Raw genomic sequence first — 22342 nt, forward strand, 5'->3', positions numbered from 1 at the left:
CGCGTCGATGATCCCGTTGTCCTTCGCCCAGCGCCGGCTGTGGTTCCTCCACCGTCTGGAGGGCCCGACCGCGACCTACAACATCCCGTTCGTGCTGCGCCTGGACGGGCCGCTCGACACGGCGGCCCTGGCCGCGGCCGTGATGGACGTCGCCACCCGGCACGAGACCTTGCGCACCCGGGTCGTCGAGAACGCGGACGGCACGCCGGAGCAGCGCGTCCTGCCCCCGGAGGAGGCGGCCATCCCGTTCCGGGTGGTCGACGTGGCCGCGGACGCGCTGGACGCCGCGTTGCACGAGGCTCTCAGCCAGGGGTTCGACCTGGACGTCGAACTCCCCCTGCGGACCACCGTCTTCCGTGTCTCCCCCGAGGAGCACGTGCTGGTGTTCGTGTTCCACCACATCGCGGCGGACGGGTCGTCGATGGGGCCGTTCGTCCGGGACCTGGTGTCGGCGTACACGGCCCGCCAGGGCGGGAAGGCGCCGGAGTGGACGCCGCTCCCGGTGCAGTACAAGGACTACACGCTGTGGCAGCGGCAGCTGCTGGGCGAGGAAGGCGACCCGGAGAGCGTCGCCGCGTCCCAGCTCGCCTACTGGCGGCAGGAACTGACCGGCGTACCGCAGCCGGTGCAGCTGCCGCTGGACCGGCCGCGGCCGACCCTGGCCGACCACCGCGGCGGCCACGTCGAGTTCATGCTGCGACCCGACCTGGTCGCCGGGCTCGGGAAGCTGGCCGCGGACCGCGGCGCCACGGTACCGATGGTGGCCCAGGCCGCGCTGGCGGTGCTGCTGAACAAGCTGGGCGGCGGCGAGGACCTGACGATCGGCAGCCCGATCGAGGGGCGCACCGATGAGGCCCTGGCCGATCTGATCGGGTTCTTCGTCAACACCTGGGTGCTGCGCGCCGACCTGTCGCGGAACCCGTCGTTCGGCGAGCTGGTGGAGCAGTCGCGGGACAAGGCCCTCGCCGCGTACGACAACCAGGACGTTCCCTTCGAGTGGCTGGTGGAGCTGCTCAACCCGGACCGTTCCACCTCGTACCAGCCGCTGTTCCAGGTGATGCTGGCCTGGCAGTTCGTCTGGTCGGAACTGAAGATGCCGGGTCTGCGGGTGACCCCCGTTCCGGTGGGCACCGACACCGCGAAGTTCGACCTGTTCTTCAACGTCGTCCCGGACGCGACCGGGTGCGCGCACGGCCGGCTCGAATACGCGGCGGAACTCTTCGACCACGCCACGGCCGTCGAGATCGTCGACCGGTTCGTGCGCATCCTGGAGCAGGTGGTCGCCGATCCCGGTGTGTGTCTCGGGGATGTCGACGTGCTCGGTGCGGACGAGCAGAAGTGGTTGCTGGGCACGGCGAACGACACCGTCGAGCCGACGCTGGAGCCGGGCCTGGTGGAGACGGTGGCCCGGCAGGCCGAGGCCACCCCGGACGCCCTCGCCGTCATCGGCGAGGAGGAGTCGCTGACCTACCGGGAGCTGGACACGCGGGCCAACCGGCTGGCGCACTGGCTGACCGACCGCGGTGTGCGGCCGGAGTCCGTGGTCGCGGTCTGCCTGCCGCGGTCGGTCGACCTGGTGGTCGCGCTGCTGGCGGTGCAGAAGGCCGGCGGGACGTATGTGCCGATCGATCTCGATCACCCACGCTCCCGGATCGACTACATCCTTGAGGACGCGGCTCCGGTGCTGGTGCTGGACGCCGAGGTGCTGGCCGGTGCGGACTGCTCCGCGTACCCGGAGTCGGCGCCGACGCCGGCCGTGTTGCCGGAGAACACCGCGTACGTCATCTACACCTCCGGGTCGACGGGCAAGCCGAAGGGCGTGGCGGTCCCGCACGGCGCGCTGGCGAACTTCCTGGCCACCATGGGCCGTCGGGTGCCGTTGTCACCCGCGGACCGGTGGCTCGCGGTGACGACGGTCTCGTTCGACATCGCGGGGCTGGAGCTGTACCTGCCGCTGATCTCCGGCGCGGCCGTCGTGCTCGCGGGCAAGGACACCGTCACCGATCCGTCGGCCGTGGTGACGGCGATGCGCCGCCACCAGGTCACCGTCGCGCAGGCGACGCCCGCGTTCTGGCAGATGCTGCTGATGCACGAGCCGAACGCCGCCAAGGGGCTGCGGATCCTGGTCGGCGGGGAGGCCCTGCCCGCGCAGCTGGCCGAAACCCTCGCCGGGCAGGCCGCCGAGGTGGTCAACATGTACGGCCCCACCGAGACGACCATCTGGTCGACCATGGCGCCTGTCGAGGTCGGCGAGGGCGTGGCCATCGGCGCGCCGATCGGCAACACCCAGGTGTACGTGCTCGATTCGCGGCTGCGCCCGGCCCCGCGCGGGGTGCAGGGCGAGCTGTACATCGCCGGAGACGGCCTGGCCCGGGGCTACTTCGGCCGTTCGGGACTGACCTCGGAGCGGTTCGTGGCCTGCCCGTTCGGTCCGGCCGGTGCCCGGATGTACCGCACCGGCGACCTCGTCCGGTGGGGCCGGGACGGCCGGCTGGAGTACGTGGGCCGGACCGACTTCCAGGTCAAGGTCCGCGGTTTCCGGATCGAGCTGGGCGAGATCGAGAACGTACTGGCCTCCCACTCCGGTGTGGCGCAGGCAGTCGTCGTGGTGCGCGAGGACGAGCAGGACGACAAGCGCATCGTCGGCTACGTGGTGCCCGAACCGGATGCCGCGGTCACGGACACCGACGCCCAGGTGGACGAGTGGCGCCAGGTCTACGACGAAAGCTACATCGAGTCCGAGGACGAGGCGCTGGGCGAGGACTTCGAGCTGTGGAAGTCCTCGTACGACGGCGAGCCCATCCCGCTCGAACAGATGCAGGAGTGGCGCGACGCGGCGGTGGCACAGGTCTTGCAGACCTCGCCCCGGCGGGTGCTGGAGATCGGTGTCGGTTCGGGTCTGCTGATGGCGAAGATCGTCGGCGAGGTGGAGGAGTTCTGGGGCACCGATCTGTCCGCCCCGGTCGTGGACCGCGTCCGCGCCCAGGCCGAGCAGGCCGGATACGGCGACCGGGTGCACCTGAGCGCCCAGCCGGCCGACGACATCTCCGGACTGCCCAAAGCCGCCTTCGACACGGTTCTGCTGAACTCGGTGATCCAGTACTTCCCGGGCGTCGACTACCTGGACCGGGTGCTGAGCCAGGCCATGGAACTCGTCGCACCCGGCGGCCGGCTCATCGTCGGTGACGTCCGCAACGCCGCCACAGTGCGGATGCTGCTCACCGCGATGCAGCGGGCGGCGCATCCCCACGCGTCGTACGCACAGCTGCGCACGCTGGTGGAGAAGGCACTGCTCGCCGAGCGCGAACTGGTCGTCGCCCCCGAGTGGTTCACCGAATGGGCGGCGGGCCGTCCCCTCGGCGTCGACATCCGGATGAAGGCGGCGCAGGCGCACAACGAGCTGAGCCGGCACCGCTACGAGGTCGTGCTGCACAAGGAGCCGGCCGACGTGCTCGACCTGGCCGGTGTGCCCACGGTGCCGTGGAGCGGGCAGGTGTCCGACCTCGTCGAACTGGGCCGTCACGTGGACCGGGTGGGCCCGACGCGGGTGATTGGGATGCCGAACGCGCGGCTGGTCGAGGAGGCCGCCCTGGCTGTCACGACCGGTGTCCTCGACCCGGCGCCCCTGGCGGCCAAGCCTGCCGACCCGGAGGAACTGCGCCGTCTGGCTCTTGAGCACGGCTGGGAAGCGGTCATCACCTGGTCCGGTGAGGACGCGCGCTGCTTTGAACTGGTGCTGCTGCCCCGGCACCAGACCGGACAGCGGATCGTCACCGGTGGGTTCGTCTCCCACGGTGCGGGCGGGCGGATGCGGGCGAACAACCCCGGGCTCGCCAAGGCGATCGGTCCGCTGCTCGCCGCGCTGCCCGAGTACCTGCGCGGGCGGCTGCCCGACTACATGGTGCCCACCGCCATCGTGCCGCTCTCGGAGATCCCGCTGACCCCGAACGGGAAGCTGAACCGGCGGGTGCTGCCGCCGCCGGACTACGCGCAGGTGTCGACCGGCCGGACGCCGCGCAACCAGCGTGAGCAGATGTTCTGCGAGCTGTTCGCCGAGGTGCTCGGCCTGGCGAGTGTCGGCATCGACGACGACTACTTCGCACTGGGCGGAGACAGCATCCGGTCCATCCAGGTCGTCGCCCGGGCCAAGACCCGCGGCGAAGAGGTCAGCGTGCGGGAGATCTTCGAGCACCGCACGGTCGCCCGCCTCGCCGAGCTGCTGGACGAGCGGGACGAGGAGACCTCGGCCCTCGCCGAGCTTCCGGGTGGCGGCACCGGCTGGGCTCCGCTGCCTCCGGCGGCACACGTCCTCGCGCTCGGTGACGGCATCGACGGGTCCTGCACCTCCAGGGTGCTCACCCTGCCCGCGGGCATCGACCGTTCCGAGCTGGTCGCGGCGGTGCGGGCCGTGCTGGATCAGCACGACGTGCTGCGCGCCCGGCTCGACCGGGCGGAACCCGGCCTGCGGATCGAGCCGTCCGACAGCGTGGACGCGGCAGCGCTGCTGCGGGAGGTCCGCTGCGGCGCTGCCGGTGGCGACCCCGTCCGCACCGAACTCGACGCCGCCGCAGGCCGCCTGGACCCGGACGCGGGTGTCATGGCGCAGTTCGTGTGGCTCACCTCGGACTCGGGTGCCGACCGGTTGCTGATCGTCGTGCACCGCCTGGTCATGGACCGCGTGTCGTGGCAGATCCTGGTGCCGGACCTGGTCCGCGCCTGGCAGCAGGTGCGGGACGGCCGGACCCCGGTGCCGGCCCGGGTGGGCACCTCGTTCCGCCGGTGGGCGCACGCCCTGGCCGACGAGGCGGCCGCCCCGGAGCGGAGGGCCGAACTGCCCGAGTGGCAGCGGATCCTGCGCGACGGCGAGCCCGGACTCGCAGCACGGGAGCCGGAGGGGACGCGCGAGGCCGCCACCACCGCCGACACGGTACGGGTCCAGGTGCCGGCCGAAGTCACCAAGACCTTGCTGAACCTGCTGCCCGCGGTGTTCCGCGCCGGTGTCGACGACGGCCTGCTCACCGGACTGGCACTGGCGCTGGCCCGCTGGCGCGAGGTGCGCGGTCTGCCGGCGTCCTCGACGCTGGTCCGGCTGGAGGGGCAGGACCGGGACGAGCACGTGGTGCCCGGTGCCGACCTGTCCCGCACGATCGGCCGGCTCACCGCGGTCTTCCCGGCCCGGCTGGACCTGGCCGGCATCGACGTGGCGGAGGCGTTCGGCGGCGGTGAGGCCGCGGGCCGGGCCATCAAGGCCGTCAAGGAGCAGCTGCGGGCGTTGCCGGACAACGGCACCGGCTACGGCCTGCTGCGCTACCTCAACCCGGAGACCGCCGCCGAGTTCGCCGGTGACCGGGAACCGCGGATCGGTTTCACCTACCACGGCGATTCCTTTGGCGCGGACCTCCCCGAGGATCTGCGCGGCCTGGGATGGGAGCTGGACGCGGCGCACCAGTACCTGCTCGCCGGGCCGGACCGGCACCTGCCGGCGCAGGCCGCGCTGGAGATCGACGCGGTGGCCACCGCCACCCCGGACGGCGACGAACTGGCCGCCGGCTTCGGCTTCCTGACCGGTGTCCTCTCCCGCGACGAGGTGAGCGAACTGGCCGAGCTGTGGGTCGAGGCGCTCACCGCCCTGGCTCGGCACGCCGCCGGCCCCGAGGCCGGCGGGCTCACCCCGTCCGACGCGCCGCTGGTCGCGGTGGGCCAGGACGAGATCGACACCTGGCAGGCCCGGTTCGGCCGGCTCGCGGAGGTGTGGCCGGTCACCCCGGCGCAGTCCGGGCTGCTGTTCCACGCCATGCTGGCCGGGACCGAGTTCGACGTCTACCACATGCAGTTGGTGTTCCACCTCGCCGGCGAGGTCGACCCGGAGCGGATGCGCCGGGCCGGGCAGGCCCTGCTCGGGCGCTACACCAACCTCCGTGCGGCGTTCGTCAACTCGGCGGACGGCGACGTGGTGTCGGTGGTGCCGGAGGCGGTCTCGCTGCCGTGGCAGCACCTGGACCTGACCGCGCTCGACGATGCGGAGCGGGTCGACACCTTCGAGCGGTTCCTCGTCGAGGACCGGGCCACCCACTTCGACGTGGGCACGCCGCCACTGATCCGGCTGGCGCTGGTGGTGCTCGAACCGGATCGCGCCGAGCTGGTGCTGACCGCCCATCACGTGCTGTTCGACGGCTGGTCCACGCCCTTGCTGATGCGGGATCTGCTGCTGCTGTACGCGTCCGACGGCGATGCGTCCGGCATGCCCCCGGCCCGTGACTTCGGCGAGTTCCTGACCTGGCGCTCCCGCCACGATCACGAGGAGTCCGCCCGTGCCTGGGCGGCCGAGCTGGACGGTGTGGAGGAACCCACCCTGCTCGTGCCGCGCGCCGCCACGCAGCACGATTCCGGTGGCGTCGGGAACCTCGATGTGGCGATCGGGGACATGAACGGCCTGCTCCGGCGGGCCGCGGAACTCGGCGTCACGGTGAACACCCTCGTGCAGGGTGCCTGGGGCGTGATGCTCGCCAACCTCACCGGCCGGTCCGACATCGTGTTCGGCGCCACCGTGGCCGGTCGTCCGGCCGCCTTCATCGACGCCGACGACATGGTCGGACTGTTCATCAACACCATCCCCGTCCGGGTACGGTGCGAGTGGCGGAGCACCTTCGCCGAGCTGCTCGCCGAGCTGCAGAACCGGCAGGTCGCGCTGCTGGACCACCACCACCACAGCCTGGTGGAGATCCAGCAGGCCACCGGGCTGAGCACCCTGTTCGACACCCTGGTGCTGTTCGAGTCCTTCCCGGTCGACCGGGAAGCCATCGTCGAGGCCAACTCCGAGGCCGGTGTCGCCATCACCGGGCTGCGGCCGTTCGCCGGCTCGCACTACCCGGTCACGCTGGCCGCCGCGTCCGAACCCGAGGTGCAGTTCGCCCTGCAGTACCAGCAGGACCTGCTGGACGCGGACGCGGCCGCCGACATCGTCGGCCGGTTCGTGCGCATCCTGGAGCAGGTGGTCGCCGATCCCGGTGTGCGGGTCGGAGACCTCGACGTGCTCGGCGCGGACGAGCAGAAGTGGTTGCTGGGCACGGCGAACGACACCGTCGAGCCGACGCTGGAGCCGGGCCTGGTGGAGACGGTGGCCCGGCAGGCCGAGGCCACCCCGGACGCACCCGCCGTCATCGGCGAGGAGGAGCCGCTGACCTACCGGGAGCTGGACACGCGGGCCAACCGGCTGGCGCACTGGCTGACCGACCGCGGTGTGCGGCCGGAATCGCTGGTCGCCGTCTGCCTGCCCCGCTCCGTGGACCTCGTGGTCGCGCTGCTGGCGGTGCAGAAGGCCGGCGCCGCCTACATCCCGATCGACCCGGACCACCCGCGTTCGCGGATCGACTACATCCTTGAGGACGCGGCTCCGGTACTCGTGCTGGACGCCCAGGTGCTGGCCGGTGCGGACTGCTCCGCGTACCCGGTCTCGGCGCCGACGCCGGACGTGTCGCCGGAGAACACCGCGTACGTCATCTACACCTCGGGTTCCACCGGGAATCCGAAGGGCGTGGCGGTTCCGCGCGGCGCGCTGGCGAACTTCCTGGCCACCATGGGCCGTCGGGTGCCGTTGTCACCCGCGGACCGGTGGCTCGCGGTGACGACGGTCTCGTTCGACATCGCGGGGCTGGAGCTGTACCTGCCGCTGATCTCCGGTGCGGCCGTCGTGCTCGCGGGCAAGGACACCATCGCTCAGCCGTCGGCCGTCATGGCGGTGCTGCGCCGCCACCGGGTGACCGTCGTACAGGCCACCCCGGCGTTCTGGCAGATGCTGCTCATGGACGAGCCGAACGGCGCGAAGGGGCTGCGGATCCTGGTCGGCGGTGAGGCCCTGCCCGCGCAGCTGGCCGAAACCCTCGCCGGGCAGGCCGTCGAGGTGTTCAACATGTACGGCCCGACCGAGACGACCATCTGGTCGACCATGGCGCCTGTCGAGGTCGGCGAGGGCGTGCCGCCGATCGGGTCGCCGATCGGCAACACCCAGGTGTACGTGCTCGACTCGCGGCTGCGCCCGGTCCCGCGCGGGGTGCAGGGCGAGCTGTACATCGCCGGAGACGGCCTGGCCCGGGGCTACTTCGGCCGTTCGGGACTGACCTCGGGACGGTTCGTGGCCTGCCCGTTCGGTCCGGCCGGTGCGCGGATGTACCGCACCGGCGACCTGGTGCGCTGGGGCCGGGACGGCGGGCTGGAGTACGTGGGCCGGACCGACTTCCAGGTGAAGGTCCGTGGTTTCCGGATCGAGCTGGGCGAGATCGAGCATGTGCTGGCTTCCCACTCCGGTGTGGCGCAGGCCGTGGTCGTGGTGCGCGAGGACCAGCAGGACGACAAGCGCATCGTCGGCTACGTGGTGCCCGAACCGGACGCCGCGCTGGCCGAAGCCGATGCCCAGGTCGACGAGTGGCAACAGGTCTACGACGACAGCTACACGGAGTCCAGGGACCAGGCGTGGGGTGAGGACTTCCAGCTGTGGAGGTCGACCTACGACGGAGTGCCCATCCCGCTGGAGCAGATGCGGGAGTGGCGCGACACGGCGGTGGCGCTGGCGCTGGAGTCCTCGCCCCGGCGGGTGCTGGAGATCGGTGTCGGTTCGGGTCTGCTGATGGCGAAGATCGTCGGCGAGGTGGAGGAGTTCTGGGGCACCGACCTGTCCGCTCCGGTCGTGGACCGCGTCCGCGCCCAGGCCGAGCAGAACGGCTTCGGTGACCGGGTGCACCTGAGCGCCCAGCCGGCCGACGACGTCTCCGGACTGCCCACGGCCGCCTTCGACGTCGTGATGATCAACTCGGTCGTCCAGTACTTCCCGGGCGTCGACTACCTGGACCGGGTGCTGAGCCAGGCCCTGGAGCTCGTCGCGCCCGGCGGCCGGCTCATCGTCGGTGACGTCCGCAACGCGACGACGCTGCGGGTGCTGCTGACCGCGGTGCAGCGCACCGCGCAGCCGGGCGCGTCGCCCGAGGAACTGCGCACCTTGGTGGAGAAGGCCCTGCTCGCCGAGCGCGAACTGGTCGTCGCCCCCGAGTGGTTCACCGACTGGGCGGCCCACCAGCCCGTCAGCGTCGACATCCGGCTGAAGACCGGAACCGCGCACAACGAGCTGACGCGGCACCGCTACGAGGTCGTGCTGCACAAGGAGCCGGCCGACGACGTGCTCGACCTGGCAGGTGTGCCGGGGCTGACGTGGGGCCGGGAGGTTTCCGACCTCGCCGACCTGCGCCGCCTCCTCGACCGCGCCGACGACGGCCCCGTGCGGGTGACCGGGATACCCAACGCCCGGCTGGTCGACGAGGTCACCGCCGCCACCACGGCGGGTGTGCTGAGTTCGGCCGCCCCGTCCGGCAGGCCCGTCGACCCGGAGGAACTGCTGCTCTGGGCGCGGCGTCAGGGCCGGGAGGCGGTCCTCACCTTGTCGGGCGAGGTCGTCCACGCCTTCGACGCGGTGCTGCTGCCCGAAGTAGGGGCCGTCTCCGGCGCGTTCGTGCCCAGCGGTGTCGCCGGACGGATGCGGGCCAACAACCCCGGGCTCTCCCGGACCATCGGCCCGCTGCTCGCCGCGCTGCCCGAGTACCTGCGCGGGCGGCTGCCCGAGTACATGGTGCCGGCCACCGTGGTCCCGCTTTCCGAGATCCCGCTGACCCCGAACGGAAAGCTCAACCGGCGGGTGCTGCCGCCGCCGGACTACGCGCAGGTGTCGACCGGCCGGGCCCCGCGCAACCCGCGTGAGGAGACCTTCTGCGCGCTGTTCGCGGAGGTGCTCGGCCTCGCAAGGGTCGGCATCGACGACGACTTCTTCGCCTTCGGCGGGCATTCGCTGCTGGCCACCCGGCTGATCAGCCGAGCCCGCGCGGAGCTGGGCATCGAAATACCTGTCAGAAAGATCTTCGACTTGCCGACACCGGCCGCGCTCGCGGCGTGGTCGGAGGAATCGGCCGCTCCACGCCGTCCTGGTCTGCGCAAGATGATCGTAGAGGAGCAAGAAGCATGATCCCGCTGTCATTTGCGCAACGTCGTATGTGGCTCCTGCAGCAGATGGAGGAGGCCGCCGAGACCTACAACATGTCGGCGGCGTTCCGGCTGACCGGATCCCTGGACATCGACGCCCTCCGGGCGGCGCTCGGCGACGTGATCGAACGTCACGAGATCCTGCGCACCGTCTACCTGACGGACGCCGAGGGCGAGCCGTACCAGAAGATCCTGAAGGCGGCGGACGCGGCGCCCGAGGTGCCGGTGATCGACGTGGCACCCGACGAGGTGTCCGGCGCGATCGACGACGCCATCTCGCACGGGTTCGACCTGGCTGCCGAGATCCCGCTGCGAGCGACCATCTTCCGTTGCTCGCCCCAGGAACACGTGCTGGCCCTGGTCCTCCACCACATCGCCATGGACGGCAGTTCGGGCGCGCCGCTGGCCCGGGACCTGGCCGACGCCTACACCGCCCGCCTGGGCGGCCGGGCGCCGCAGTGGGAGCCGCTGCCCGTCCAGTACAAGGACTACACGCTGTGGCAGCGCGAGGTGCTCGGGGAGCCGACGGACCCGGGCAGCCTCGCCGCCGGGCAGGTCGAGTACTGGCGCTCGGAGCTGGCCGGAGTGCCGCAGCCGCTGAGCCTGCCGCTGGACCGCCCGCGGCCCGCGGAGGCGGACCCGCACGGCGACACGGTCGACCTCGTCGTGGAACCGCGGATGGCGGCCAAGCTGGAAAAGCTGGCCACCTCGCGCGGGATGACCATGTCGATGGTCCTTCAGGCCGCGCTCGCGGCGCTGCTGCGCAAGCTCGGCGGTGGGGACGACGTGACGATCGGCAGCCCGATCGCCGGCCGGACCGACGAGGCGCTCAACGACCTGGTCGGCTTCTTCGTCAACACCCTGGTGCTGCGGGTCGACCTGGCCGGCGACCCGTCGTTCACCGACCTGCTCGCGCAGGTCCGCAACAAGGCGCTGGCGGCCTACGAGCACCAGGACGTGCCGTTCGAGCTGCTGGTCGAGGCGCTCAACCCCGAACGCTCCACGGCCTACCAGCCGCTGTTCCAGGTGATGTTCGCCTGGCAGAACTACGACAAGCGGGACCTCGAACTCCCCGGCCTGGACGTGAAGTTCGAGCAGGCCATCACCGAGACCGTGAAGTTCGACCTGTTCTTCAGCATCGCCGCCGACGACACCGGCGCGCTGCGCGGCGACATCCAGTACTCGACCCGGCTGTTCGACCGGGACACGGCCGAGGCCATCGCCGCCCGGTTCGTGCGGGTCCTGGAGCAGCTGGTCGCCGATCCGGACGCCTGCGTCGCGGACGTCGACGTGGTGGGTGCCGGGGAGCGCGACTGGCTGCTGGGCGATCTGAACGACACGGCCGAGCCGGTCCAGGACTCGGGGGTCGTGCAGGCGGTCGCCCGGCACGCGGAGGCCACCCCGGCGGCGGTCGCCGTGCTGTGCGGTGCACAGTCGCTGACGTACGCGGAGCTGGAGGCGCGGTCGAACCGGCTGGCGCGCTGGCTCGTCCACCGCGGCGTGCGCGCGGAGTCGCTGGTCGCCGTGCGCCTGCCCCGGTCCGTGGACCTCGTGGTCGCGCTGCTGGCGGTGCAGAAGGCCGGTGGCGCCTACGTTCCGATCGACCCGGACCACCCGCGTTCGCGGATCGACTACATCCTCGAACACTCGGATCCGGTGCTGGTCCTCGACGCCGAGGTGCTGGCCGGTGCGGAGCTGTCCGCACATCCGGCCTCGGCCCCGGACGTGGTCGTCCGGCCCGAGAGCACCGCGTACGTCATCTACACCTCCGGGTCGACGGGCAAGCCGAAGGGCGTGGCGGTTCCGCGCGGCGCGCTGGCGAACTTCCTGGCCACCATGGGCCGGCGGTTCCCGCTTTCGCCCGCGGACCGGCTGCTCGCGGTGACGACGGTCTCGTTCGACATCGCGGGGCTGGAGCTGTACCTGCCGCTGATCTCCGGTGCGGCCGTGGTCCTGGCGGGCAAGGAAGTCGTAGCCGAGCCGTCGGCCGTGGTTGAGGTGCTGCGCCGTCACGAGGTCACCGCGGTGCAGGCGACGCCCGCGTTCTGGCAGATGCTGCTGATGCACGAGCCGAACGCCGCCAAGGGGCTGCGGATCCTGGTCGGCGGGGAGGCGCTGCCGGCCCGGCTGGCCGAGACGCTGGCCGACCAGGCCGTCGAGGTGTTCAACATGTACGGCCCGACCGAGACGACCATCTGGTCGACCATGGCGCCCGTGAAGGTGGGCGAGGGCGTGCCGCCGATCGGGTCGCCGATCGGCAACACCCAGGTGTACGTGCTCGACTCGCGGCTGCGCCCGGCCCCGCGCGGGGTGCAGGGCGAGCTGTACATCGCCGGAGACGGCCTGGCCCGGGGCTACTTCGGCCGGTCCGAGCTGACCTCGGAGCGGTTCGTGGCCTGCCCGTTCGGTCCGGCCGGTGCGCGGATGTACCGCACCGGCGACCTCGTCCGGTGGGGCCGGGACGGCGGGCTGGAGTACGTGGGCCGGACCGACTTCCAGGTGAAGGTCCGTGGTTTCCGGATCGAGCTGGGCGAGATCGAGCATGTGCTGGCCTCGCACTCCGGTGTGGCGCAGGCCGTGGTCGTGGTGCGCGAGGACCAGCAGGACAAGCGCATCGTCGGCTACGTGGTGCCGGAGCCGAACGTCGCGGCGGCCGATGCGGGCGCCCAGGTGGACGAGTGGCGCCAGGTCTACGACGACAGCTACATCGAGTCCGAGGACGAGGCGCTGGGCGAGGACTTCGAGCTGTGGAAGTCGACCTACGACGGCGAGCCGATCCCGCTGGAGCAGATGCGGGAGTGGCAGGACACCGCGGTGGCGCAGGTGCTGCAGTTCTCCCCGCGGCGGGTGCTGGAGATCGGTGTCGGTTCGGGTCTGCTGATGGCGAAGATCGTCGGCGAGGTGGAGGAGTTCTGGGGCACCGACCTGTCCGCTCCGGTCGTGGACCGCGTCCGCGCCCAGGCCGAGCAGGCCGGATACGGCGACCGGGTGCACCTGAGCGCCCAGCCGGCCGACGACATCTCCGGACTGCCCAGGGCCGCCTTCGACACGGTTCTGCTGAACTCGGTGATCCAGTACTTCCCCAGTGCCGACTACCTGGACCGGGTGCTGAGCCAGGCCCTGGAACTCGTCGCGCCCGGCGGCCGGCTCATCGTCGGTGACGTCCGCAACGCGACGACGCTGCGGGTGCTGCTGACCGCGGTGCAGCGCACCGCGCAGCCGGGCGCGTCGCCCGAGGAACTGCGCACCTTGGTGGAGAAGGCCCTGCTCGCCGAGCGCGAACTGGTCGTCGCCCCCGAGTGGTTCACCGACTGGGCGCGCGAGCACGCCGGTGGTGCGGTGGACATCCGGCTGAAGGTGGGTCAGGCCCACAACGAGCTGACCCGGCACCGCTACGAGGTCATCCTGCACAAGGAGCCGGCCGACGTGCTCGACCTGGCCGGTGTGCCGGCGGTCGCATGGGGCCGGGAGGTGTCCGACCTCGCCGACCTCCAGCGCCACGTCGACCGGGCGGGCGGGCCGGTGCGGGTGACCGGGATACCCAACGCCCGGCTGGCCGAGGAGGCCGTCGCGGCCGTCGCGGCCGACCTGCTTCCCCAGGCGTCCCTGTCCGGCAGGCCGGTCGACCCGCAGGAAGTGCTCCAGTGGGCGGGTGAGCACGGTCGGGAGGCGGTCATCACCCTGTCGGGCGAGGTCGTCCACGCCTTCGACGCGGTGCTGCTGCCCGAGCGGCGGACCGTCACCGGGGCGTTCGTCCCCAGCGGCGTGGCCGGGCGGATGCGGGCCAACAACCCCGGGCTCTCCCGGACCATCGGCCCTCTGCTCGCCGAGCTGACCGGGTACCTGCGCGGACGGCTGCCGGACTACATGGTGCCCACCGCGGTGGTCCCGCTGTCGGAGATCCCGCTGACCCCGAACGGCAAGCTCAACCGGCGGGCACTGCCGTCGGACCACGCGAGCACCGTGGGCAGCCGGGAACCGCGCAACCCCCACGAGCAGACCCTGTGCGCCATCTTCGCCGAGCTGCTCGGCATGTCGAGCGTCGGCATCGACGACGACTTCTTCGCGCTCGGCGGGCACTCGCTGCTGGCCACCCGGCTCAGCGCCCGCATCCGCGGCCACTTCGACATCGACGTGCCGCTCCGGACGATCATCCAGTACCCCACCGTGGGCCAGCTGGCCGCGCTGATGCTCGCCAACAGCATCCCCGAGGAGCACGCCGACCCGTTCGCGGTCGTACTGCCGCTGAACAGCGAGACGGGCAAGCCGCCGTTGTGGTTCTTCCACACGGGGGGCGGGCTGAGCTGGGCGTACTTCAGCTTCCTGCCGTTCCTGGAGGACTGGGCGGTCTACGCCCTGCAGGCCCGGGGCTGCGACGGCTCGGGGGCGCTGCCGGGGTCCATGGAGGAGATGGTCGACGACTACATCGACGAGATGCTCAAGGTCCAGCCGGAGGGGCCGTTCTACCTGATCGGCTGGTCCTACGGCGGCACTCTCGGGCACGCCGTCGCGGCGGGGCTCGAACAGCGTGGGCGCGAGGTCGCCTTCCTGGCCATCCTGGACTCCGAGCCGGCGAACGAGTTCAAGATCCTGGCCGGCCGGAGCCGGTCGGACTACCGAGTGGAGCTGGAGGAGTTCTTCAGCCAGTACATGAACACCGGCAACCAGGAGCAGTTCCTCGACTCCATGTCGCGGGTGCTGGCCAACAACATGACCCTCATGTCGCAGTACGAGTCGCCGGTCTTCGGTGGCGATGTGCTGTATTTCAACGCGGAGTTGAAGCCCGAGGGGTCGTGGTCGCACCTGTGGCGGCCGTACGTCCGGGGTGCCATCGAGGTGCACGACATCCGCGCCACCCACTACGACATGTACATGCCTGAGCCGGCTTCCGAAGTCTTCGAGGTCATCAACCGCAAGCTGGCGAAGTACCTGAAGGAGGTGTAGGCATGGCTGTTCCTGAACCATCCGTCTACGACGTGGTGGGCATAGGTTTCGGGCCCTCGAACCTGTCCCTCGCCATCGCGCTGGAGGAGCGGGCCGGCGAGGAGGCCGCCCCGCTGACCGCGCGGTTCTTCGAGAGCCAGCCGTCTTTCGGCTGGCACCGCAACATGCTGCTGCCGACGGCGAAGATGCAGGTCTCGTTCCTGAAGGACCTGGTGACGTTCCGCAATCCCACCTCGCGGTACAGCTTCGTGTCGTTCCTGCACGCGGTCGGCCGCCTGCCGCAGTTCGTCAACAACTCCGACTTCTTTCCGACGCGCGCGGAGTTCCACCAGTACCTGGAGTGGGTGGCGGCGAACTTCACCGACCAGGTGTCCTACGGCACCACGGTCACCGCCGTCACCCCGGTGCGGGGATCGGACCCGGCCGGTCCGATCGACCGCTTCCGGATCCAGGTGTCCTCAACGGCCACCGGAACGACGTTCGTGGAAGCACGCAACGTCGTCCTGGCGACCGGCCTGGCGCCGAAGATGCCGGAGGACTTCGTCCGGGACGAGCACGTGTGGCACAGCTCGGAGTTCCTGGAGAAGTTCCGGCGCTGCGACGCCGCGCAACTCAACAACGTGGTGGTGGTCGGGGCCGGGCAGAGCGCCGCGGAAATCGCCCGCCACTGCTACGACTACGCCCCGAACGCCACGGTCACCGCCGTGATCCCGTCGTACGGCTACAGCATCGCCGACAACACGCCGTTCGCGAACCGCGTGTTCGACCCGAACGCGGTCGACGACTACTACTTCGCCGAGGAGTTCGCGAAGGACAAGGTCTGGCAGTACCACAAGAACACCAACTACTCCGTGGTCGACGACGAAGTGATCCGCAGTCTCTACCAGCGTCAGTACGACGACGAGGTGCGGGGCGCCGAGCGGCTCCGGTTCGCCGAGCTGTCGCGGGTCACCGACGTGAAGCGCAGCGGCGAGGACACCCGGATCACCATCCACTCGCTGGCGGGTGACCATTCCTACGACATGGACGTCGACGTCGTCGTGTGTGCCACCGGGTACGAGGCGATGGCCGTCGAAGGGGTGCTCGGCGACCTCGACGGGTACTGCGCCCGCGACGACCAGGACCGCCACCGCGTCGAGCGCGACTACCGGCTGGTCACGACCGAGGACCTGAGTGCCGGGATCTACCTGCAAGGCGGCACCGAGCACACACACGGGCTGTCGTCCTCCCTGCTGTCGAACATGGCGACCCGCAGTGGAGAGATCGTGCGGTCGATATCCCGGAACCGGTTCAACGAACCATCGAATGGATGATTGGGGTTGGTCGGGGTGAAGCAACCCGGCATGTCCGAGGGAGAACAGGACCGGACCACGCTGCTGTGCGTGCCGTTCGCGGGAGCGGGTCCTTCGTTCTTCCACCCGTGGCGGGATCTGTCCGCCGGCCGGTGGCGAGTGACCTCGGTCGAGCTGCCCGGCAGGGAGCGGCGGATCCTGGAGACGCCGTACCGCAATGTCGTCGAAGCGGCCAGGAACTCGATCGACGACGTCGTCGCGGATCTCGGCGAGGGGGCGCGGACCGTGCTGTTCGGGCACAGCCTGGGCGCGGTGCTCGCCTACGAGCTGGTGCATCTGCTGAGCGCGCGCGACGTGCACGTCGAGCGGCTGGTCGTCAGTGGCTCGCCGGGACCGTGGACCCAGCGGGAGCGGCGGGCGGCGGGGCTCCCGGACGAGGAGTTCCTCGCCCGGGTGGAGGAGTTCGCGGGGTTCCGGCACGAGGCTCTCGACCACCCGGAGATGCGCGAACTGATCCTCCCCGCGCTGCAGGCCGACTGCGAGATGCACGAGAACTACGTGCCGAGCACCGACGATCCGGTGTCGGTGCCGATCCTCTCGCTCCGGGGCGACCGCGACGGCCTGGTCACCGCGGAGGAGGCCCAGCAGTGGCAGAAGGCGACCACGGCCGAGTTCAGCTACACGGAGTTCCCCGGGGATCACATGTACCTGGTCGACAGCGGCCCGGACGTGCTTGACGTGATCGAGGCGCAAGCCGCCCGCGGTCACTAGTCGCCTGCGGTCGTATGAGCGCCGAACGGCGCTCTGGCCAGGGGCGATGCGAGGGAACGCCGTGTCAGGGGCCGTGACAGGGCGGTGACAGGTAGATGTCTGCGACGGTTGGAATGGTGGAGGCATGAAGAGTTCGGTGATTGCGGTCTCAGGGCTGCGGAAGACGTACGGGGAAAAAGTCGTGCTCGACGGCATCGACTTCGAGGTCGCCGCGGGATCGATCTTCTCGCTGCTCGGCCCGAACGGGGCGGGCAAGACGACGACGGTGAACATCATGACGACCTTGCAGCAGGCCGACGCCGGCACGGTGCACGTCGCCGGGCACGACGTGGTGACCGCGACCAAGCAGGTACGCTCGCTGATCGGCGTGACCGGTCAGTTCGCCGCGGTGGACGAGCTGCTGACGGGCCGGGAGAACCTGCAGCTGATGGCGGACCTGAAGCGGGTGCGCAACGCTGACCACCTGGTCACACGGCTCCTTGAGCGGTTCGACCTGGTCGAGTCGGCGGAGAAGACGGCGGGGAGCTACTCCGGCGGTATGCGCCGGAAGCTGGACCTGGCGATGACGCTGGTCGGCAACCCGCAGATCATCTTCCTGGACGAGCCGACGACCGGGCTGGACCCGCGCAGCCGGCGCACCATGTGGGGGATCGTCCGCGAGTTGGTGGCGGAGGGCACCACCATCTTCCTCACCACCCAGTACCTCGAGGAGGCCGACCAGCTCGCCGACCGGATCGCGGTGGTCGACGGAGGCCACATCGTCGCCCAGGGCACCCCCGATGAGCTGAAGCACCGGGTCCCCGGCACCCATGTCCGGCTCCGGTTCGCCGACCACTTCGAACTCGACGCGGCGGCGCGGATCCTGACCGGCTCCACCCGGGACGTGCAGGAACTGATCCTGCGGGTGCCCAGCGACGGCGGTTCGAGGTCGCTGCGGGCCGTGCTGGACCGGCTCGACGAACACATGATCAACGCAGAAGAGTTCTCCGTGCACACGCCGGACCTCGACGACGTCTTCTTTGCCCTGACCGGTCACGCCAGCACCACCACCGCGGAGGCGATCGCCAAATGAGCACCATCTCCACGTCCCTCGGCGACTCGGCGATCATGCTGCGTCGCAACTTCAAGCACCAGGGCCGCAATCCCTCCGCGGTGTTCCAGGCGGTCCTGCTGCCCATCGTCATCATGGGCATGTTCGTCCTGGTGTTCGGTGGCGCCTTCGACGTCGGTGGCGGCAAGTACATCGACTACGCGGTGCCGGGCCTGACCGTGATGGCCATCACCTACGGGCTGGGGCCGACCGCGATGTCGGTGCACGGCGACATGGCCAAGGGCATCATCAACCGGTTCAAGGTCATGGACGTCTCTCGCGGTGCCGTGCTGACCGGTCACGTCGTCGCCACGACGATGCGCTGCCTGCTCGCCTGCGTGGCCATCGTCGGCGTCGGCTTCGCGATGGGATTCCGCAGCGACGCGGGCGTCCTCGGCTGGCTCGGCGCGTTCGGCATGGTGGCGCTGATCAGCTTCGCGGCCAGCTGGCTCACGGTCGCCATGGGCCTGGCCGCGAAGACCCCGGAGTCGGCGGGCATGGGCTCCGTGCCGCTGAACATCCTGCCCTTCCTGAGCAGCGCGTTCGTCCCCGCCGACTCGATGGGCGACGGCGTCCGTCAGTTCGCGGAGTACCAGCCCTTCACGCCGATGATCGAGACGCTGCGCGGCCTGATGACCGGCCACACACCGTCGACCGGGCACGTGATCGGCGCCTTCGCCTGGAGCATCGGGCTCACCGCCCTCGGATACGTGTGGGCGGTGTCCACCTTCAAGAAGCGAGCGTGACCGCGACCAACTGGGACCAGTCCGCTCCGGCCCCCTCCCGCTCCGCCTCGGCGAACCCCGCGTCGCCGAGGCGGAGCCGCGCCGTCTCCTCGATGCGGGCCGCGTCCGGGTGGGAACGGTCCCGCAGCCCGCGCACGCCCGCGCTCGCCGCGAGCAGCCGCGCGGCCTGCTCGTACTGGTCGCGGCGCAAAGCCAGGTCCGCGACCCCGACGAGCATCTGCGCGATCAGAGGCGCGTGCCCCGCCTCGGACGCCGCCTCACAGGCCGCGGCCCGGAACGCACGGGCCTCGCCGAGATCCTCGGCAAGGTAGCCGAGCAGGTCGTGCGTCACCGCGCGGATGTGCGCCTGCTTCGCTTCCTCGCCCAACATGGCCGTCGCGACCCCGACCTGCCTGTGCGCCTCCTCGAAGTCGCCGTTCCACCGGGCGAGTTCCGCCTCCGAGAGGGCCAGCTCGGCCAGCGCGTCCGGCCAGGCGACCCGCTCGGCGCACCGCTGCGCCTCGGCTATGGCGGCCGTACTGGCGTCCCGGTCGCCCAGCAGCCAGTACAGCTGGGCCTGCTTCGACCGCATCCGGATGACGTCCTCGGCGGCACCCAGTTCGGTGACGACCTCGATCGCCTGCTCGTAGTGCTCGCACGCGTCGGCGAACTCACCGCGTACCGCTATCCGGTCCGCCAACTCGGTCTGGGCGAACGAGATCCCGAACCGCTCGCCGAGCGCACGGAACTCGGCGAGAGCCAGCTCCAGGTGAGCGTCCGCGTCCCGCCCCTCCTGGCCGAGCACGATCCGCATCTTGCCCAGGTGCAACCGGGCCAGCGCGCGCACCCAGGGGTCCTCGCTGTCCAGTAGCGGTTCGAACGCGGACAGGATCGCCTCGGGCTCCTGCAGCATGCGTTCCAGCGGGCCGACGAGTTCCAGTGCCGGGTGGCGGTACTGACTGCGCCGGCTGAACCGGTAGGCCTTGTGGATCCACTCGGCGGCCTGGCGCTCGTCGCCCCGCCCGGAGGTCACGAACATCACCACGAGGCCGTAGACCGTGGCCCGGATGTCGTCGGTCACCTCGCAGGGCCGCTCGGTGGCCGCGGTGATCAGCTCCATGCCCTCGGCCCGGTGCCCACCGAGCCACCAGTACCAGCCCGCGCCCGCCGCGAGCCGCATCGCCGCCTGCGCCTCGCCGGCCGCGAGCGCGCCCCGCATCGCGGAGCCGATGTTGTCGTGCTCGGCCTCCAGCGTGGCCAGCCATTCCAGCTGCTCGGCGCGGCGAAGACGCGGCTCGGCGGCCTCGGTCAGCTCGGTGAAGCAGGACAGGTGCGCCTGGCGCGCCAGGTCCGATTCCCCCGCCTCCGCCAGCCGGAGCCCCGCGTACTCCTTGATCGTGCCGATCATCCGGTAGCGCGGGGCGGCGTTGTCCGATGTGCGCAGCAGCGACTTCTCGGCCAGCGAGGTGAGCAACTCCAGCACCTGCTCCCGCTCCACGCCGTCGCCGGTGCAGACCCGCTCGGCAGCCTCCAGGCTCGCCCCGCCCGAGAACACCGAAAGCCTGCGCAACACCATCCGCTCGGCGTCGGTGAGCAGGTCCCAGCTCCAGTCGACCACCGCACGCAGCGTCTTGTGCCGCGGCAACGCGGTCCGGCTGCCGCTGGTCAGAAGGTGGAACCGGTCACCGAGCCGGTGGGCGAGCTGGTCCACGGACATCGTGCGCAGCCTGGCCGCGGCCAGTTCGATCGCCAGCGGCATCCCGTCCAGTGCCCGGCAGATGCGCACCATCGTCGACAACGTACGGGCGTCGACCACCAGGTCCCGGCGCACCGCCTGGGCCCGGTCGCGCAGCAACTGGACCGCCGGCGAGGACTCCATCTCGGCGCGGCTGGGGTACACGTCCGGCAGGGCCAGCGGCTCGACCGGCCACAGCGCCTCACCGGTGATTCCGAGCGGTTCCCTGCTCGTCGCCAGGATCCGCAGCCGCTGGCACTCCCCGAGCACGCGATGGGCGAACGCCGCCGCCGACTCGATCACGTGCTCGCAGTTGTCCAGGATCAGCAGCGCCTCCCGCTGGCGGATCGCGGCGATGAGCCGGTCCGTCGGCTCCGCGTTCGGCGTCCCGCCGAGCAGCGCGTCCCGCAGGCCCAGCCCGGCGAGCGTCGACTGCGCCAGGTCATCGTCGGGGCCGATGCCCGCCAGCTCCACCAGCCAGGCCCCGTCCGGCAGATCGTCGAGCAGCGTGCGCGCGGTTTCCGTGGCCAGCCTGGTCTTGCCGGAGCCGCCCGGACCGATCAGGGTGGTGAGCCGGTGTCCGGCGATGAGCTCACGGATGGTGGCGACGTCGGCGGTCTTGCCGACGAAGCTGGTGAGTTCGGCGCGCAGGTTGGTCTTCCGGGCCTCCTCGCGCCGTCCCAACTCGCCCCGCAGCAGCGCGACGTTCAGATCGGACAGCTCCGGCGACGGGTCGACGCCCAGCGCGTCGGCCAGGGCCTCCCTCGTGCGCTGGAACACCTGCAGCGCCTCGCTGCCGCGCCCGGCCGCGACGAGGGCACGCATCAGCAGGGCGGCAAGCCGCTCCCGCAGCGGATGGGCGGCCACCAGGTCGGTCAGTTCGGTGACCAGCTCCGCGCCGTTGCCGAGCCCGACGTCCGCGTCGAGCCGATCCTCCAGGGCGGTCAGGTGCAGCCCTTCGAGCCGGGCAACCGCCGCGTCGAACGCCGCACTGTTCTGCAGACCGACGTCCTGCATGGCCGGACCCCGCCACAACGCGACTGCCTCCCGCAGCAGTTGCACCCGCCGCGGATCGTCCGTGGTGCGGATCTGGCCTGCGGCGAGGAGGCGTTCGAACCGTACGGCGTCGACATCGTCGGGTTGCACCGTCAACCGGTAGCCGTCCGTCTGCCCCTCGACCACCCCGTCGGGGAGCACCTTCCTCAGCCGGGAGGCCAAGCGCTGCAGGGCGTTTGTCGCATCGGCGGGCGGTAGCTCACCCCAGATCCAGTCGATGAGCGTCGCCTTCGGGACCACCTTGCCCGGCTTGAGCGCGAGGGCGATCAACAGCCCGCGCAGCCGCGCGCCCGGCACGTCGGCACAGGCGCCGCCGATCGTGCGAACCTCGAACGGACCAAGCATTCCGATCTGCACCCACAGATCTTGCCATGCGTGGTCGGCGGGCCTCCAGCGGCTGACGCGTCGGGGGTCCCGTCGTGGCAATGGCCAGCGCCGGCGTGCTGACCAGGCGACGGGAAAGCGCACGCCGTCGCCGATACGGGCCAATGCTCCGGCAGTTCCGCTCGGGAAAATTTCGAATTCCACTTTAGGACCGATCGAGCCGACCGCTGGACATAACCACAGCGCCCGCGAAGGCATTAGCGTGCCGACTCGTTGGCCCATTCTCAATCCCACGTGACCTGCGAGCACCGGGCATCACCGAGACACTCGTTTCGGCCGTTCAAAGGATCTGTCTCGCCGGCGGGACAGCTGAAACGGCGCC

Annotated in this window: 7 protein-coding genes; 6 read left to right on the forward strand and 1 reads right to left on the reverse strand. The window is 70.9% G+C overall.

The annotated features are described in order from the left end of the window. Nucleotides 1-7 precede the first annotated feature (7 nt). The 6 genes from EDD92_RS49110 (at nt 8) to EDD92_RS49135 (ending at nt 18866) form a co-directional block, all read left to right on the forward strand. Nucleotides 8-10006 (forward strand): non-ribosomal peptide synthetase, encoded by a 9999-nt coding sequence (locus EDD92_RS49110; RefSeq protein WP_123970979.1) that lies wholly within the window; start codon nt 8-10, stop codon nt 10004-10006. Beyond that, a complete protein-coding gene (locus tag EDD92_RS49115) occupies nt 10003-14967 on the forward strand; it encodes a non-ribosomal peptide synthetase (RefSeq protein WP_123970980.1) in 4965 nt (1654 codons plus the stop codon). The genes EDD92_RS49110 and EDD92_RS49115 overlap by 4 nt, the downstream gene beginning before the upstream one ends. Before the next feature lie 2 nt (nt 14968-14969). Further along, nucleotides 14970-16280: a lysine N(6)-hydroxylase/L-ornithine N(5)-oxygenase family protein gene (locus tag EDD92_RS49120; protein WP_123970981.1), complete on the forward strand. Its 1311-nt coding sequence runs from the start codon at nt 14970-14972 to the stop codon at nt 16278-16280. Between the two features lie 30 nt (nt 16281-16310). After that, nucleotides 16311-17030 carry a thioesterase II family protein gene (locus EDD92_RS49125; protein ID WP_123970982.1) on the forward strand — a complete coding sequence of 240 codons (720 nt, stop codon included), beginning with the start codon at nt 16311-16313 and terminating at the stop codon, nt 17028-17030. Nucleotides 17031-17154: 124 nt separating this feature from the next. Then, nucleotides 17155-18102 (forward strand): ATP-binding cassette domain-containing protein, encoded by a 948-nt coding sequence (locus EDD92_RS49130; RefSeq protein WP_123970983.1) that lies wholly within the window; start codon nt 17155-17157, stop codon nt 18100-18102. Next, nucleotides 18099-18866, forward strand: a complete 768-nt coding sequence (locus EDD92_RS49135) for an ABC transporter permease (RefSeq protein WP_123970984.1) — start codon at nt 18099-18101, stop codon at nt 18864-18866. Before EDD92_RS49130 ends, EDD92_RS49135 begins: the two co-directional genes overlap by 4 nt. Here EDD92_RS49135 and EDD92_RS49140 read toward each other — a convergent pair. Further along, entirely contained in the window at nt 18850-21993 is a 3144-nt protein-coding gene (locus tag EDD92_RS49140; protein WP_123970985.1) for a BTAD domain-containing putative transcriptional regulator, read from the reverse strand. The genes EDD92_RS49135 and EDD92_RS49140 overlap by 17 nt on opposite strands. Nucleotides 21994-22342 lie beyond the last annotated feature (349 nt).

The organism is Streptomyces sp. TLI_185, assembly GCF_003814765.1.
Taxonomy (GTDB): Bacteria; Actinomycetota; Actinomycetes; order Streptomycetales; family Streptomycetaceae; genus Streptomyces.